This window comes from Sphingobacterium puteale, assembly GCF_050986225.1.
In the GTDB taxonomy this organism is placed as follows: Bacteria; Bacteroidota; Bacteroidia; order Sphingobacteriales; family Sphingobacteriaceae; genus Sphingobacterium; species Sphingobacterium puteale.
This window is the reverse complement of sequence record NZ_CP158959.1, coordinates 6,673,389-6,688,705: the sequence shown is the minus strand read 5'-3', so window position 1 is coordinate 6,688,705 and position 15,317 is coordinate 6,673,389. Positions and strand designations below refer to the sequence as shown.

Genomic DNA, 15,317 nt, shown 5'->3' with positions numbered 1-15,317 from the left:
GATATTTAAAATCAAATTTGTCTTTTAATTTTAAAAAGAGTAGGAAGCGATGCTAAAGCCGTACAAAGATTACATTATTTTAAGAAATTGGTAATTTCCGTTATCTTTGGATATGTCAGAACGTAAACAAATATTGTTTGTTATTAACCCTATTTCAGGAGGAAAGCGTAAAACGTCTTTTAAGAAGCAGGTATTGGATGTGCTGGATTTGCAGAAATTTGATCCTACATTTCAGCAAACTGCAAGGCCCAATCACGCTTATGAAATCGGTTTGCAGGCCGTTCAGGAAGGATACGATGCGGTGATTGCGGTGGGTGGAGATGGAACGATCAATGAGCTGGGGTCTGCTTTAGTTGGTTCAGGCATACCCTTGGGTATCATTCCGGAAGGATCTGGTAATGGTCTGGCACTCTACTTAGGTATCCCGATGAATGAAGCTGCAGCTATCCGCCGTATAAATCGTTTTGAATCTATAGAAGTTGATTGTGGTGTTATCAATGACCGACGTTTTTTTAATATAGCGGGACTCGGATTTGATGCATCGGTGAGTGAAAACTTTGCCAACGAAAATATCCGCGGTCCATTGGGCTATATGAAATCTGTTTTTAATGTGCTGAGCAAATACCAGCCGGCGCATTATAAATTAACGATAGATGGAAAAGTCTACGAACGACAGGCCTTTATGATCAGTGTCGCCAACTCGCCCCAGTATGGGAATAATGCTTATATCGCACCGCAAGCTTCGGTCAACGATGGCATATTGGATGTTTGTATCGTGCACAAGTTCCCTTTATATATCCTACCAAAAATGATTTTTCACCTATTTAATAAATCCGCGGATCAGTCAAGCTATGTTGAGATCATCCCGGGCAAGAGTATTGAAATTGAGGTAGATACGACGTCGCCGGTACATGTGGATGGCGAGCCTATCGAACTTGGCGATAAGCTAAATATTTCGATTATGCCAAAGGCGATAAAAATTATTTGTTAAAATCATGAGTAAAAATAAGAAACAGTCTTACGAAGGCGTTGTATATTCAACGGATGATAGTTTTAACTATCAGCTTGCCGATCTTTTTCAGGAAGCGGAGACATTACCTGTCAACCAGCAGAACCTTAAAGTGCAGCTTGACCGCAAAATGCGGAAGGGCAAAGTTGTGACCCTAGTTACGGGTTTTATAGGACAAGCGGAAGATCTGGGGGCCTTGGGTAAATTCCTGAAACAAAAATGTGGAGTAGGGGGGACGGTGAAAGACGGGGAAATTGTTATTCAGGGTGAATTTAAGCAGAAGATCTATGATTTGTTACTTAAGGAAGGGTATCGGGTGAAATTAGTTGGTGGTTAAACAACTATATCTGTGTGAATTATAGTAAATCTAATGGGTTGTTTATTAGGTGGATATGACAAAGAATAAACGGAGTCATTTATCAGGAAATATGAGTAATCACTTACTTTTTGTCGCTTAAAATCCTCGTTTTTCTTGCATATCAAAAAAAAAATGGTTTTCATTGTAAAATAATTATTGCTAATAAGCGATTTAGCTGATGGTAATAATGATTATATACGGGAACTGCTGAGAAAAATGACACCATTGGATGGTGTATTCAGTTTGAAAAAACAAATTTGATTTTTTACATATATTTGAGATGAATATTTTAAATTTGACATTAAATATTAAATTTGCTTTGCAAAATTGATTTCGAAAGCGAATAAGAGTGCATATAATTTAAACAACATTATATATTTAAACAACAGTAAAAAACTAAAAATTAGAAAAATGGCAAACGCACCTAAAACTGCTGCAAAACAAGAGAGCAACAACGGAGGATCTTTCTTTGCTCAAGCTGCAATCATCATCTGTTTCATCGTGGGTTTCTGTGTATGGAAATTTGTGATGGGTAATCCGACTAACTTCGTTGACAACAATCCTGAAAATGCTCCAAATCCAGGTAACTACTTAGGAATGGTTTACCATGCTGGGGCTATCGTACCTGTTTTGCTTGGTTTATTCTTAATGGTTTGGGTTTTCTCGGTAGAACGTTTAATCGTTATCAACAAAGCTTCTGGTACAGGAAACGTTGGAAACTTTGTTAGAAAAATTCAATCTTTGATTAATGGTGGAAACATCGATTCAGCTATCGCTGAGTGTGACAAACAAAAAGGTTCAGTTGCAAACGTAGTAAAAGCTGGTTTATTGAAATACAAAGCCGTATCAGCTGATGTTAATGTCGATACTGAAAAAGCTACTATTGCAATTCAGAAAGAAATCGAAGAAACTACAGCATTAGAAATGCCGATGTTGGAGAAAAACTTAAACGTAATCGCAACTTTAGTTTCTATCGGTACATTATGTGGTCTATTAGGTACAGTAACAGGTATGATCAAAGCCTTCTCGGCGTTGGCAACCGGCGGTGCTCCAGATTCAGCTAAATTAGCAAACGGTATCTCTGAGGCCTTGATCAATACAGCTACGGGTATCGCGACTTCAACATTCGCTATCGTATTGTATAACATCTTTACTGCAAAAATCGATAAATTAACTTACTCTATCGACGAAGCTGGTTTCTCAATCGTACAAACATACGCTGCAAACCACAAATAAGAACTGTGATGAAAATTTTTGATTTTATTTTATGGAAATCAAAAATCAAAAGCATCATAGATTAGAAGATTGAGTTTAATTAATTTAAAAAGAAGAATTAAAAATGGGTAAAGCAAAAGTAAAAAGAGCCAGTACGTCGATCGACATGACAGCGATGTGTGACGTATCGTTCTTGCTGCTTACGTTCTTCGTATTAACGGCGACAGCGCGCCAACCGGAAGCATTGACGGTGGATACCCCAGCATCAACTACGAAAGATAAATTACCTGACTCTAATGTGGGTATGATTACAATCGGTGATGGTGGAAAAGTTTTCTTCGGAACGACAGATCAACAGGTTCGCGTGAAAGCATTAGAAAGAATGTCTGCAAAATATGGCATTGGCTTTTCACAAGAAGATTATGATCATTTCAAACTGATGGAAAACTTTGGTGTACCAATGTCTAAGTTGAAAGGATTATTGGCTTTGGACGCAGGTAAACGTACAGAAAAAGGTGTACAAACTGGTATTCCGATTGACAGTACAGAAAATACTTCCAATGAGTTGTATTACTGGGTTCAAAACACACGTTTAGCAGCTGAAGAGGTAAATAAGGAAAAGGAATCATCGGACAAGAACTTTGTTCACCCGGGGCCTTTGAAAATTGCGATCAAAGCTGATGCGAATGAAAAATATCCTTCTGTAAACCAGGTTATTGAAACATTGCGCAATCAAAAGCAAAACAAATTTAGTTTCATCACTGGTATGCGTGCTGAGGAAAAATAATTGACGATTTAATAAGAACAAAAAATGGCAGAATTAAATCAGGATAGTGGTAAAAAAGGCAAAGGCGGGAAAGTTCGGTCCAAGAGAAACGGCGGTAAGGTCGACCTTACAGCCATGGTGGATTTGGCTTTCTTATTGATTACCTTTTTCATGTTGACCACATCTTTAAATAAACCACAAGCGATGGACGTGGCGATGCCAGATAAAAATAAAGTTAAGGATGAGCCTCAGCCCGATTTATTGACAGCTGATAACCGTTCATTGACAGTTTTATTGGGATCTGATAACAAAGTCTCTGTGATTTACGGACAAGTAAAAAATCCTATCGAAGGACCAACGACTGTTGGTTACGGAGCTGATGGTATTCGCAAGGTATTGATGGAGAAGAAAGCCTATGTACCGCGCGTTGCTGGCGGTAAGGATTTGATCGTTATCATTAGACCGAGCGATAAAAGCACGCAACGTAACTTGGTAGATATTCTTGACGAAATGAAAATCGTTGATATCAAACGTTACATGATTGCTAAAATCAGTCCAGAAGAAGTGGAGGTTTTAAAACGTGATAATATCTACAATGATTAATCATTATTAGATAGCACGATAAAGTATAAAAATATGATAGGGTCAAAATTAGATATTTTTAAGAAAGAATGGCTTGAAGTCGTTTTTCAGGGACGTAACAAGGAATACGGCGCGTATGAGCTACGTAAACTTGCCCCTAAAGCGACGAATAGAGGACTTCTTGTCGTTATCGGCGTAGTGGTTCTTGCCAGCCTTCTTCGTCTTTTCGGAGATAAAATTTTTCCGAAGAAACCTGTTGAAGCACCTCCGGCAGTAACAGAAGTTACCTTGGAAGACCTTGAAGAGATCAAACCGCCAGAACCACCAGAAGAGGAGCCGCTTCCACAAGAACCGGAAGAGAAACCTCAGCAAGTGGCGATGGATGTGCCAAAAGAGGATTTGATTCGTTTTCCTGAGCCAAAAGTAGCTCCTGCTAATAAAGTTGTGGAGGAAGTTGCTTCTCAAGAAGAGTTGAAAGATCCAAATAAAACACCGGCACGCATTACGTTGAAGGGTAGTCCTACAGGTACTTCAGTAGCACGTGGTGAGTTTGGTTCGAAGAAACAGGACGGTGGAATCACTGGTGTTTCAAAGGGTGATCCAAATGGTGATCCAAATGGCGATAAAATCTTTACGGCAGTAGAGGTGAATCCAGAGCCAATTGGAGGTATGAAAGCGTTTATGTCATGGATTTCTTCTAACTATGATTATCCTCAAGCGGCATTAGAAAATGGAATCAACGGTGTTGTGGAAGTTTCTTTCGTCGTGGAAAGAGATGGTAGTTTGACTGATATCAACGTAAAACGTGATTTGAAATATGGTACGGGAGATGCAGCTGTTAAGCTGTTGAAAAAGGCTAAAAAATGGAAGCCAGGTATTCAAAATGGTCGTCCAGTTCGTGTCGCTTACACCTTGCCAATTCGTTTGAATACTATTCAAAATTAGAATGACAGATTTTAATTCGAATAATAATTCTAATTATAGACAGAAATCGCCTTTAAAGCGATTTCTGTCTATTTTAGGACTATTTATGTTTGCCTTTTATTTTGTTTTGGGTCTACTGATTATTTTTTGGGATAATTTTCCCATTGAGATAAATCCGACGTACAAAACAGTTTTTGGCGTTGTATTGATTCTCTATTCTTTTATGCGGTTTGTACGACTTTGGCAAAACAATTTTAATTAGCAGCTGGCGCTCTTTTTAATTTTAATCAACTCTCTTCAAAAATTAAACTATTCATTTATTTTAATTGTCTTATTGTATGATGTATCGTATGAGAAAATATAGTATAATTCCTGTGATGCTTGTTCTCTGTGCAGGGTTATTTCAATCTTGTAAAGACAAGTCGAAGAGCAAAAGAGAGAGTGAGGATATCCTAACCGGCAAATTGCCCGTCTTGGTCGATCAGACATTATTGCCGGTCATCAAAGAATCCGCTGATGTATTTGAGAGTTCCTATCCGAATTCCAGCCTTGAGCTTATGGTACGACCAGAAATAAAAGCGGTCAATGCATTGCTGGCAGATTCTGCCTATGTTATTGTGTTAACCAGAAAGCTAACGGATAAGGAGGGCGACTATTTTAAGAAGCGCGGTATTCAGCCTAAAATTTTCCAGATGGCATCCGACGCTGTTGTATTAATCAATAATCGTAGCAGTGCTGATACTATAATGTCCCAAAAGAACGTTAAGTCTTTGTTGGAGGGTAATTTAAGTGGCCAACGTTTGATTTTTGACAATGCGAATTCAAGTACGCTGCGTTTTTTAAAGGACTATTATAAATTGGATAAAATTGATCCAAAGGCCATTTCAGCCATGAAGGATAGTGAGGACGTAATGAGGTATATCAGTGAGAATACAAATTCTGTGGGCGTTATCGGTTATAATTGGTTTTTAAAAGCTGTTGAAAAAAATTCGCAATTATTGGAGAAAATTCGTACATTGAGCATTGAAAATGTGGGTGAAGGAGAGTCTAAAGGGCTTTTTTATAAGCCATCACAGTCAACCATAGCGGACGGAGTGTATCCGTTCATACGACCGGTTTACATCATGAATTATCAACCAAATATGGGTTTGGGCTTAGGCTTTAGCGCATTTTTGACAGGAGATCGCGGACAGCGCATTGTATTAAAAGCGGGATTGGTCCCTGAAACAATGCCCGGACGAGAGATCATTATTAGAGATGAGAGTTATATTAAATAGATAATAAATAGTACAAAAATAGATTATGACAAACAGTAAATTATTATTTAGTCTTTTATTGGCTGGATCTGTGGGCACAATAAGTGCGCAGAGTTTGAAAGATGCTAGAGCAGCCATCGAGGCTGAAAACTATGGTAAAGCGAAAACTATTCTTCAACAATTAGTGACTAAGCAACCTAAGAATGGAGATAATTATTTCTATTTGGGTCAAGTTTATTTGGTAAACGACAGAGCGGACTCTGCCGCTGCGATTTTCAACCAAGGTTTGACTAATGATCCAAAAGCGACTATCAATAATGTCGGATTAGGCTATGTTGACTTATTGAAAAAAGATAAAGCTAGTGCAGAATCGAAGTTTGCTTTAGCAACAGCAAAGTTAGGTAAAAAGGACTACGAGCCATTATTGGAAATCGGTCGTGCATATATTAATACACCAGAACCGGATTATGCGAAAGCTTTGGAATATTTGACACAGGCGAAAGCAAAAAATACCAAAGATATTGCTATTCCTTTAGCTTTAGGTGATGCATACCGTGGATTGAGAGAAGGTTCATTAGCTTATACAAGCTATGGGGATGCTATGGATATTGATCAAAATTCGGTTAAAGCCAAAGTTGGTCAGGCAATTATCGTTCGAGGCGCTCAAGCCTATGATGAGGCTGTAACACAATTGGAAGCAATTGTTGCTGAAACTCCTACTTATGCACCTACTTACCGTGAGTTGGCTGAAACGTATTATCAATGGTCGAAAATGCCTGGAACGACTGATGAAAAATATGTTGAACTGAACAAAAAAGGTGTTGAGCAATACAAGAAATATTTGGAAGTAGCTGGTGATAATACACTAGAAGCAAAAATTCGTTATGCTGACTTCTTGGTTTACGCGCGTCAATATGACGAGTTGAAAACAGTTTCAGAAGAATTGGCTAAAAATCCATCGATAGATCCAAAGATCTATCGTTACTTAGGTTATATTGCGTTCCAAAAATCAAAGGATTATCCAAAAGCGTTAGAGTATTTAAATCAAATGTTTAGCAAGATGGAGAAAGATCGTGTTATTCCTTTGGATTATATGTATCTGGGTATGGCTGAAATTGCTACTAACAGTCCAAAACCCGCTACTCCAGCCGCTGGCGCAGATAGCACAGCTGCCGTGGCAGCTCCAGTTCTGACTCCTGAAAACGAAGCTAATATTCAAAAGGGAATTGCAAATATTAAAAAAGCGATCGAAGGCGATAAAGAGCTGTTGGGAGAGGTTGCAGAGCTAGCTTTTGCAAAATATCAGGAGCAAGAATTACAAACCGCAGTTTCACTATTTGGACTTGTAGGTGAGTATAAAGATTCTCCTTATTACTTCGATTCGCACTATTACGCTGGTGAGGGTAGCTATCAAATTGGTTTCAAAAAAGATACTCAAGCGAAAGATGCTGAAGGGAACTATGTTAATCAAGATTTGAGAAATCAAGCTATCGCTGATTTTGCTAATGCGCAAAAAGAGCTTACGATCATTGAGACAACTGACAATAAAGAGGCTCAAGATAAGTATTTAGTTAATGCGTTATATTATAAAGCTTTTTCAGCTTTGGGCTCTGATGATATGGCACAGCCAAAAGGAGACTTCGTGGCGGCATTCCAAAAATTGATTGATACAATCAACCAAAGAGGCACACAAGAAAAGAATAAAGCGTACTTAGTGGATGGTTATACTTATATTGGTCTTTTCCATTATTTGAAACAAGATACAGCGAAAGCAAAACAAAACTTCCAAAAGGTAGTGGAGATTGATCCTACTAACGAGGATGTCAAAGGATACTTAGAAGCTTTAAAATAAGCTTAACTAAAATGATTCTAAATTAGGCGCAGATCGTACGATCTGCGCCTTTTTTGTTTTGATTTTAGTCACGGAATCTCTATATTTAAAGACAGTTACCAATATAAATTTTGATTGAGATGGAGCACGCCAATAGTATGCCGATAGATTACTTACCTATATTCATACAGCTTATCGTAGCGGTAGGATTCGGAGTAGGTACCATAATTATCACACACCTTATCGGGCCGAAAGTTAGGACAGAAAATAAGCTCGGAGCGTTTGAGTCTGGTGTTGAAGTCGTAGGAAACGCGCGGCAACCCTTTTCCATTAAGTATTTTTTGGTGGCAATCCTGTTTGTCATTTTTGATGTTGAAGTTATTTTCATGTATCCATGGGCTGTCAACTTTAGAGAAATGGGCTTTCAGGGCTTGATCGAAATGTTTATTTTCATGGGATTGCTCTTGTTGGGCTTTATCTATGTCATTAAGAAAAAAGCATTAAACTGGGACTAAGTTGTCCTGTAACATTGGCTGTAATGGTCAATTGTACTTAAACCTTATAAATCGTCTTTTCATGAGTGATATAAAATTGGCAGAAGCTCCTCCGGGAGTAGAAGGTGCGGGATTCTTTGCGACAAGTTTGGATAAAGCGATCGGATTGGCGCGTGCAAACTCTTTGTGGCCTTTGCCTTTTGCGACATCCTGTTGTGGTATCGAATTTATGGCTACGATGGGTTCCACCTACGATTTAGCCAGATTCGGGGCAGAGCGGCCTAGTTTTTCCCCACGTCAGGCGGATATGTTGTTAGTGATGGGAACTATTGCAAAGAAGATGGCTCCTGTCTTGAGACAGGTATACGTGCAAATGGCCGAGCCGCGTTGGGTGATTGCAGTGGGGGCCTGTGCTTCCAGTGGCGGGATCTTTGATACCTATTCTGTGTTACAGGGTATCGATGAGATTATTCCTGTGGATGTTTATGTGCCCGGTTGTCCTCCTCGGCCCGAGGCTATTTTGGATGGTGTATTGCGCTTACAGGATATCGTTAAAAATGAGTCCTTAAATAGACGAAATACGCCTGAATATAGGGCGCTATTAGAAAAATACGGTATACATACTAATAAATAGAGGATGGAGAGCAGTTTTTTATTGGAGAAACTCCAAGGAAATTTCCCGGCAAAGATTGTAGAAATTCCAGATGCACATAATTTATTGACCATCCTTGTCGATGCCGAGGATATAATAGATGTGTTGCGCTTTCTGAAGTCGGACCCCGAGTTACAGTTTATTCATTTAACTGATATCACTGCGGTACATTTTCCCCATTTAGAGAAAGAATATGCCGTTGTGTATCATGCACATAGTTTGATTCACAACATTCGGATACGTGTAAAGGTGTTTTTGTTTGGTCCAAATCCCGAAATTCCAACTGCTACAGTTGTTTGGAAAGGGGCAAATTGGATGGAGCGTGAGACTTATGATTTTTTTGGTGTAAATTTTATAGGTCATCCGGACTTGAGAAGAATCCTAAATGTTGACGATATGGAGGTGTTTCCAATGCGGAAGGAGTATCCCTTGGAAGATCCAAATCGAGTAGATAAAAAAGATTTGTATTTCGGCCGTTAATTTATATGATATGAGCGATTTTATAAGCAAGATAACTTCTAATCAGCCTATTTTCGATGATAATGATCCGCAGGATGAGCTTATCACCCTTAATATTGGCCCCACACATCCGGCTACTCATGGCGTATTCCAGAATGTAGTTCAGATAGATGGGGAGCGAATTGTGAGTGGTGTTTCTACGATAGGGTATATCCACCGAGCTTTCGAGAAAATCGCTGAACATCGGCCTTTTTATCAAATTACTCCATTAACGGACCGTTTAAATTATTGTTCGGCGCCCATTAACAACATGGGTTGGCACATGACCGTTGAAAAACTGTTGAAAATCGAGATACCAAAACGGGTGCAATATATGCGGATTATCGTGATGGAGCTTGCTCGTATCGCCGATCATATCATTTGTAATGGAATTTTGGGGGTAGATACAGGGGCTTTCTCAGGTTTTTTGTATGTGATGCAGGAACGTGAATTTATCTATGAGATTTTCGAAGAGATCTGCGGTGCACGTCTAACAACAAATATCGGCCGTATTGGCGGATTTGAACGGGATTTTAATGCCGTTGCTTTTGATAAGATTCGTGAGTTTTTAAAACGTTATCCTCCTGTATTGAAAGAGTTTGAGGAAATGTTCGTTCGGAATCGAATTTTTATTGAGCGAACTTCTGGTGTCGCTGCCGTTTCTGCGGAGGAAGCCTTAGATTATAGCTGGTCCGGCCCTATTTTAAGGGCTACAGGCGTGGACTATGATGTTCGGGTACAAAACCCATATTGTTCTTACGAAGAATTTGATTTTGAAGTTCCTGTGGGTACAACGGGGGATGTCTATGATCGTTTTATGGTTAGAAACGAGGAAATGTGGCAATCGCTTCGCATCATTGAGCAGGCCTTGGAAAAAATCGAAAAGGAACCGAAAGGCGTATTCCATGCCGAGGTCCCCGATTTCTACTTACCACCGAAAGAGCAGGTCTATACCAATATGGAGGCACTGATATATCACTTTAAAATTGTTATGGGCGAGGTCGACACACCTAAAGCCGAAGTATATCATTCGGTAGAGGGAGCAAATGGTGAACTGGGTTTTTATTTGATCCATGACGGTGGCCGTTCACCCTATCGTCTTCATTTTAGAAGGCCTTCTTTTGTCAATTATCAAATGTTTGCGCCTATGAGCGCAGGGATGTTGATTTCTGACGCAATTATTAACATGAGTAGTCTTAACGTTATAGCAGGAGAATTAGATGCTTAGTGTAAAACAACATAATGAAAATGTAACGTTTTCTCCCGAGTTGCTTGCCAAGTTTGGAGAGGTGGTAAGCCGTTATCCTGAAGGAAAGCAGAAATCAGGTCTGTTACCTATTTTGCATTTGGTTCAAGCGGAATTTGGTTGGGTTAGTGCGGACGCAATGGACCAAGTAGCTGTTTATCTTCATATTTTACCGATCGAAGTCTATGAGGTCGCAACATTTTATACCATGTTTTTGTTGGAACCTAAAGGTAAATATGTCTTGGAAATCTGTCGTACCGGTCCTTGTTGTTTAGTGGGGGCAGAACGGATCATGGGGCATTTAGAGCAAAAGCTTGGCGTAAGAGAGGGAGAGGTTACGGCGGATGGACTTTTCTCCTGGCGAGGTGTAGAATGTCTGGCTGCCTGTGGTTTCGGGCCTGTTTTACAGATTGGTCCCGAATATACCTTCTATGAAAACCTGAATGAGGCTAAGGTGGATGAATTGATTGATAATTTAAAAGCTAAAACAGAATAATATGGCACGTAAACTTTTATTGACACATATCGATGTCCCGGGCATCAATACCTTTGAGGTTTATCGTCAGAAAGGGGGCTATGTAGCTGTTGAAAAAGTAATAAAAACAATGTCTCCCGAAGATGTGGTTGAGGAGGTGAAAAAATCGGGACTACGCGGAAGGGGTGGAGCAGGCTTCCCGACAGGAATGAAATGGTCTTTTCTCGCAAAACCAGAGGGTGTTCCCCGTTATTTGGTCTGTAATGCGGATGAGTCTGAGCCAGGCACATTCAAGGATCGTTATTTGATGACACATATCCCGCATGCTTTGATCGAAGGGATGATTGTGTCTAGTTTTGCCCTTGGCGCAAATACCTCCTATATCTATGTGCGTGGTGAGATGATGCCGCAGATCAGAATTTTGGAGCGCGCCATTGCTGAAGCAAAGGAGAAAGGATTTTTAGGTAAGAATATATTGGGCTCAGGCTATGATCTGGAGATTTATGTCCAACCGGGTGGAGGTGCGTATATCTGTGGGGAGGAAACTGCATTATTGGAGTCTTTGGAAGGTAAACGTGGTAATCCACGTATTAAACCCCCTTTCCCGGCTATAGCGGGATTATATAATTGCCCAACTGTGGTAAACAATGTGGAGTCCATTGCGGCGACCGTTCCCATTATTAATTTGGGTGGGGAAGAGTACGCAAAGATCGGTGTCGAGCGTAGTACAGGAACGAAATTGATTTCAGCCAGTGGAAATATCGTCAAACCTGGTGTTTATGAGATCGAACTTGGCTTACCGGTGGAGGAGTTTATTTACTCGGAAGAATATTGTGGTGGAATAGCTAACGGAAAACGGATGAAAGCTGTTGTGGCCGGCGGGTCGTCGGTGCCGATTCTACCAGCAAACCTTATCCTGAAGACAGCTGCCGGAAACAGTCGTCTCATGACTTACGAATCGTTAGCTGATGGCGGCTTCCAAACAGGAACCATGCTTGGCTCGGGTGGTTTCATCGTATTTGACGAGGACCAATGTGTTGTTCGTAATACCTGGAACTTTGCTCGGTTCTATCACCATGAAAGTTGTGGACAATGTTCGCCTTGTCGTGAGGGAACCGGCTGGATGGAAAAAGTGTTACATAAAATTGAAAGTGGACATGGATCTATGTCCGATATTGACTTGCTTTGGGATGTACAACGCAAGATTGAAGGGAATACGATCTGTCCATTGGGTGATGCGGCTGCTTGGCCTGTTGCTGCGGCGATCAGGCACTTTAGAGATGAGTTTGAATGGCATATACTACACCCGGAGGAGTCACAAACAAAAAATTACGGATTGGCGCATTATGCGGATCCTTTACAACCAATTGTATCATAATAAAAGCTGTAACGATAAATTATAAATATCATGGCAGAAGCGGAAGATGTAAAGTTTAAGGTCACAATCGACGGTATACCAGTAGAGGTCGCGCCGGGGACAACCATATTGAATGCAGCACGGCAAATTGGTGGCGACATCGTTCCGCCGGCAATGTGCTATTATTCTAAACTGGAAGGCAGTGGTGGGAAGTGTCGTACTTGTTTGGTGAAGGTCTCGAAAGGCTCCGAGAAGGATCCTCGGCCTATGCCAAAACTCGTAGCATCCTGTCGGACTGCGGTGATGGATGGTATGGAAGTGCAGAATATTACCTCACCAGAGGTCGTTGAGGCAAGAAAGGGCGTCGTTGAGATTCTTTTGATCAATCATCCTTTGGATTGTCCGATCTGCGACCAGGCTGGGGAATGTAAGTTACAAGATCTTGGGTATGAACATGGCAGTGCAGATACACGTTATGAGTTTGAACGCCGTACTTTTGAACGAATCGATCTTGGGGACAAAATCCAATTGCATATGAACCGATGTATCTTATGTTACCGTTGTGTTTATGTGGCGAATCAATTGACGGATCAACGCGTGCATGGTATTTTGGGGCGTGGAGATCATTCGGAAATATCTACTTATATCGAAAATGTAATCGACAATGATTTTTCGGGGAATGTGATTGATGTCTGTCCAGTTGGGGCTTTGACTGACAGAACTTTCCGTTTCAAAAACCGGGTCTGGTTTACAAAGCCGATAGATGCGCACCGTGATTGTCCGACATGTTCTGGTAAAGTGACATTATGGTATAAAGGGGAAGAAGTTATCCGTGTAACTGCACGGAAAGATGAATTTGGTGAGGTAGAAGAATTTATCTGTAATACCTGTCGTTTTGATCAGAAAAAAACAAGTGATTGGATCTTGGATGAACCGACAGAAATTGATTCGCAATCTGTTATCTCGGCCAATCATTATGAACTTTTTAATCCGCCAAAAGTGGTGAAGGAGAACCCGATACTTCAACAACAAAATCGAGAACAGTTGGCTAGAACAGAAAAATTGAAATAAGCACGCATCATGGAGTGGTCTTTTGTTATAGAAAAATTAATATTGGTGTCTGTAATCTTCGTTATTACCTTGGTGATTGCGATGTATTCAACACTTGCCGAGCGTAAAATAGCAGGTTTTATGCAAGATCGATACGGTCCGGATCGGGCTGGTATATTTGGTCTCCTACAGCCATTGTGCGATGGTGGAAAGTTCTTCTTTAAGGAAGAGATTATTCCTGCAGGTGCACATAAGGTGCTCTTTATTGTCGGGCCGACTATTGCGATTATCACGGCCTGTATTAGTTCGGCTGTTATCCCTTGGGGACAGGAATTACAGATCGGCGATCGTGTGGTCTCGCTACAGGTAGCAGATGTCAATGTCGGTATATTGTACATGTTTGGTGTCATCGCATTGGGCGTATATGGCATCATGCTGGGCGGATGGGCGTCCAATAATAAATTTTCGTTAATGGGCGCAATTCGTGCGGCATCACAAAGTATCAGTTATGAAATTGCCATGGGACTTTCCATTATCGCATTGTTGATGGTGACCCAAAGTCTCTCACTTAGAGAAATTGTAGCCCAACAATCGGGTTTTGTCAATTGGAATATCTGGGCACAGCCACTGGGATTTATTATTTTCATGGTCTGTGCATTTGCGGAGTGTAACCGTGTTCCCTTTGATTTACCCGAATGTGAAACTGAATTGGTCGGCGGTTATCATACAGAGTACTCTTCCATGAAATTGGGGCTTTATATGTTCTCCGAATACATCAATATGTTTGTGTCTTCGGCATTGATGGCATCACTTTATTTTGGAGGGTATAATTTCCCTTTTATGAATGACCTTGGGCTGTCCGCAAACTGGATCACCATTATTGGGGTAATCGTATTCTTCCTTAAAATATTTGGATTTATCTTTTTCTTTATGTGGGTACGTTGGACATTACCACGGTTCCGTTATGATCAATTGATGAATCTGGGCTGGAAAATGCTGATTCCTTTGGCTATTGCCAATATTGTACTTACAGGGGTATTTACATTGATAAAAGATACTTATTTCTCATCATAAGAAAGGATTTTTATGCAACTAAGCAATCGTAAGAAAGTAATCGAACAAAAACCAATGACCTTTTCGGAAAGAATTTATTTTCCGGCAATAGTCAGGGGCCTGCGTATTACATTGAGACATTTTTTTAAGAAAATCCCCACTGTTAAATATCCTGAGGAAATAAGACCTTATTCGAAGAATTTTAGGGGGCAACATTCGCTAAAGCGCGATGAGGAGGGACGCGAGCGCTGTACCGCATGTGGATTATGTGCGTTGTCATGTCCTGCCGAAGCAATTACAATGACTGCTGCTGAACGAAAAAAGGGGGAAGAACACCTCTATCGTGAAGAAAAGTACGCATCAGTTTATGAAATTAACATGTTGCGCTGTATTTTCTGCGGTCTTTGTGAAGAAGCCTGTCCAAAAGAAGCTATTTATTTGGACGGTCCACATGTGACAGCAGATTATCTACGTAGGGATTTTATCTATGGGAAGGATAAGCTGGTCGAGCCAATTTTTGATATTACCAAATTAAAGAGCTAATTCAAGAA

At 40.4% G+C, this 15,317-nt stretch carries 17 protein-coding genes; all 17 read left to right on the top strand.

Annotated elements, in window-relative coordinates; all coding sequences use genetic code 11:
* Positions 1-112: 112 nt before the first annotated feature.
* Complete coding sequence (locus ABTV71_RS27700) at positions 113-991, top strand: diacylglycerol/lipid kinase family protein (protein WP_433901764.1); 879 nt, start codon at positions 113-115, stop codon at positions 989-991.
* A gap of 4 nt (positions 992-995) precedes the next feature.
* Positions 996-1,346 (top strand): translation initiation factor, encoded by a 351-nt coding sequence (locus ABTV71_RS27695; RefSeq protein ID WP_121121129.1) that lies wholly within the window; start codon positions 996-998, stop codon positions 1,344-1,346.
* Positions 1,347-1,778: 432 nt separating this feature from the next.
* Entirely contained in the window at positions 1,779-2,603 is an 825-nt protein-coding gene (locus ABTV71_RS27690) for a MotA/TolQ/ExbB proton channel family protein (RefSeq protein ID WP_121121127.1), read from the top strand.
* Positions 2,604-2,706: 103 nt separating this feature from the next.
* Complete coding sequence (locus ABTV71_RS27685) at positions 2,707-3,369, top strand: ExbD/TolR family protein (protein WP_121121125.1); 663 nt, start codon at positions 2,707-2,709, stop codon at positions 3,367-3,369.
* Positions 3,370-3,393: 24 nt separating this feature from the next.
* The gene (locus ABTV71_RS27680) at positions 3,394-3,951 is read left to right on the top strand and encodes an ExbD/TolR family protein (RefSeq protein WP_433901763.1); all 558 of its coding nucleotides are present in this window, start codon (positions 3,394-3,396) and stop codon (positions 3,949-3,951) included.
* 33 nt (positions 3,952-3,984) lie between these two features.
* Positions 3,985-4,875: a TonB family protein gene (locus ABTV71_RS27675; RefSeq protein ID WP_108634594.1), complete on the top strand. Its 891-nt coding sequence runs from the start codon at positions 3,985-3,987 to the stop codon at positions 4,873-4,875.
* A 329-nt stretch (positions 4,876-5,204) separates the two neighbouring features.
* A complete protein-coding gene (locus ABTV71_RS27670; RefSeq protein ID WP_183078587.1) occupies positions 5,205-6,131 on the top strand; it encodes a PstS family phosphate ABC transporter substrate-binding protein in 927 nt (308 codons plus the stop codon).
* Between the two features lie 25 nt (positions 6,132-6,156).
* Positions 6,157-7,962: a tetratricopeptide repeat protein gene (locus ABTV71_RS27665; RefSeq protein WP_433901762.1), complete on the top strand. Its 1,806-nt coding sequence runs from the start codon at positions 6,157-6,159 to the stop codon at positions 7,960-7,962.
* 119 nt (positions 7,963-8,081) lie between these two features.
* Positions 8,082-8,456 carry an NADH-quinone oxidoreductase subunit A gene (locus ABTV71_RS27660; RefSeq protein WP_121121117.1) on the top strand — a complete coding sequence of 125 codons (375 nt, stop codon included), beginning with the start codon at positions 8,082-8,084 and terminating at the stop codon, positions 8,454-8,456.
* 61 nt (positions 8,457-8,517) lie between these two features.
* Positions 8,518-9,069, top strand: coding sequence for an NADH-quinone oxidoreductase subunit B (locus ABTV71_RS27655; protein ID WP_104383484.1), 552 nt, complete (start codon positions 8,518-8,520; stop codon positions 9,067-9,069).
* 3 nt (positions 9,070-9,072) lie between these two features.
* The gene (locus ABTV71_RS27650; protein WP_433901761.1) at positions 9,073-9,567 is read left to right on the top strand and encodes an NADH-quinone oxidoreductase subunit C; all 495 of its coding nucleotides are present in this window, start codon (positions 9,073-9,075) and stop codon (positions 9,565-9,567) included.
* Between the two features lie 10 nt (positions 9,568-9,577).
* The gene (locus tag ABTV71_RS27645) at positions 9,578-10,813 is read left to right on the top strand and encodes an NADH-quinone oxidoreductase subunit D (protein ID WP_183078586.1); all 1,236 of its coding nucleotides are present in this window, start codon (positions 9,578-9,580) and stop codon (positions 10,811-10,813) included.
* The gene (gene nuoE / locus ABTV71_RS27640; protein ID WP_121121113.1) at positions 10,806-11,327 is read left to right on the top strand and encodes a complex I 24 kDa subunit family protein; all 522 of its coding nucleotides are present in this window, start codon (positions 10,806-10,808) and stop codon (positions 11,325-11,327) included. Before ABTV71_RS27645 ends, nuoE begins: the two co-directional genes overlap by 8 nt.
* A 1-nt stretch (position 11,328) precedes the next feature.
* Positions 11,329-12,684: an NADH-quinone oxidoreductase subunit NuoF gene (gene nuoF / locus ABTV71_RS27635; protein ID WP_433901760.1), complete on the top strand. Its 1,356-nt coding sequence runs from the start codon at positions 11,329-11,331 to the stop codon at positions 12,682-12,684.
* A gap of 30 nt (positions 12,685-12,714) precedes the next feature.
* Positions 12,715-13,734: a 2Fe-2S iron-sulfur cluster-binding protein gene (locus ABTV71_RS27630; RefSeq protein WP_433901759.1), complete on the top strand. Its 1,020-nt coding sequence runs from the start codon at positions 12,715-12,717 to the stop codon at positions 13,732-13,734.
* 9 nt (positions 13,735-13,743) lie between these two features.
* Entirely contained in the window at positions 13,744-14,787 is a 1,044-nt protein-coding gene (gene nuoH, locus ABTV71_RS27625) for an NADH-quinone oxidoreductase subunit NuoH (RefSeq protein WP_433901758.1), read from the top strand.
* Between the two features lie 12 nt (positions 14,788-14,799).
* Entirely contained in the window at positions 14,800-15,309 is a 510-nt protein-coding gene (locus ABTV71_RS27620) for a NuoI/complex I 23 kDa subunit family protein (RefSeq protein ID WP_433901757.1), read from the top strand.
* Positions 15,310-15,317 lie beyond the last annotated feature (8 nt).

Excerpts from the sequence above, each read along its gene's own strand:
- ABTV71_RS27680 (WP_433901763.1), top strand. The coding sequence starts at position 3,394 with ATGGCAGAATTAAATCAGGATAGTGGTAAAAAAGGCAAAGGCGGGAAA.
- ABTV71_RS27675 (WP_108634594.1), top strand. The coding sequence starts at position 3,985 with ATGATAGGGTCAAAATTAGATATTTTTAAGAAAGAATGGCTTGAAGTC.
- nuoF (WP_433901760.1), top strand. The coding sequence starts at position 11,329 with ATGGCACGTAAACTTTTATTGACACATATCGATGTCCCGGGCATCAAT.
- ABTV71_RS27700 (WP_433901764.1), top strand. The coding sequence starts at position 113 with ATGTCAGAACGTAAACAAATATTGTTTGTTATTAACCCTATTTCAGGA.
- ABTV71_RS27690 (WP_121121127.1), top strand. The coding sequence starts at position 1,779 with ATGGCAAACGCACCTAAAACTGCTGCAAAACAAGAGAGCAACAACGGA.
- ABTV71_RS27660 (WP_121121117.1), top strand. The coding sequence starts at position 8,082 with ATGGAGCACGCCAATAGTATGCCGATAGATTACTTACCTATATTCATA.
- ABTV71_RS27670 (WP_183078587.1), top strand. The coding sequence starts at position 5,205 with ATGAGAAAATATAGTATAATTCCTGTGATGCTTGTTCTCTGTGCAGGG.
- nuoH (WP_433901758.1), top strand. The coding sequence starts at position 13,744 with ATGGAGTGGTCTTTTGTTATAGAAAAATTAATATTGGTGTCTGTAATC.
- ABTV71_RS27645 (WP_183078586.1), top strand. The coding sequence starts at position 9,578 with ATGAGCGATTTTATAAGCAAGATAACTTCTAATCAGCCTATTTTCGAT.
- ABTV71_RS27655 (WP_104383484.1), top strand. The coding sequence starts at position 8,518 with ATGAGTGATATAAAATTGGCAGAAGCTCCTCCGGGAGTAGAAGGTGCG.
- nuoE (WP_121121113.1), top strand. The coding sequence starts at position 10,806 with ATGCTTAGTGTAAAACAACATAATGAAAATGTAACGTTTTCTCCCGAG.
- ABTV71_RS27620 (WP_433901757.1), top strand. The coding sequence starts at position 14,800 with ATGCAACTAAGCAATCGTAAGAAAGTAATCGAACAAAAACCAATGACC.
- ABTV71_RS27650 (WP_433901761.1), top strand. The coding sequence starts at position 9,073 with ATGGAGAGCAGTTTTTTATTGGAGAAACTCCAAGGAAATTTCCCGGCA.
- ABTV71_RS27685 (WP_121121125.1), top strand. The coding sequence starts at position 2,707 with ATGGGTAAAGCAAAAGTAAAAAGAGCCAGTACGTCGATCGACATGACA.
- ABTV71_RS27665 (WP_433901762.1), top strand. The coding sequence starts at position 6,157 with ATGACAAACAGTAAATTATTATTTAGTCTTTTATTGGCTGGATCTGTG.
- ABTV71_RS27630 (WP_433901759.1), top strand. The coding sequence starts at position 12,715 with ATGGCAGAAGCGGAAGATGTAAAGTTTAAGGTCACAATCGACGGTATA.
- ABTV71_RS27695 (WP_121121129.1), top strand. The coding sequence starts at position 996 with ATGAGTAAAAATAAGAAACAGTCTTACGAAGGCGTTGTATATTCAACG.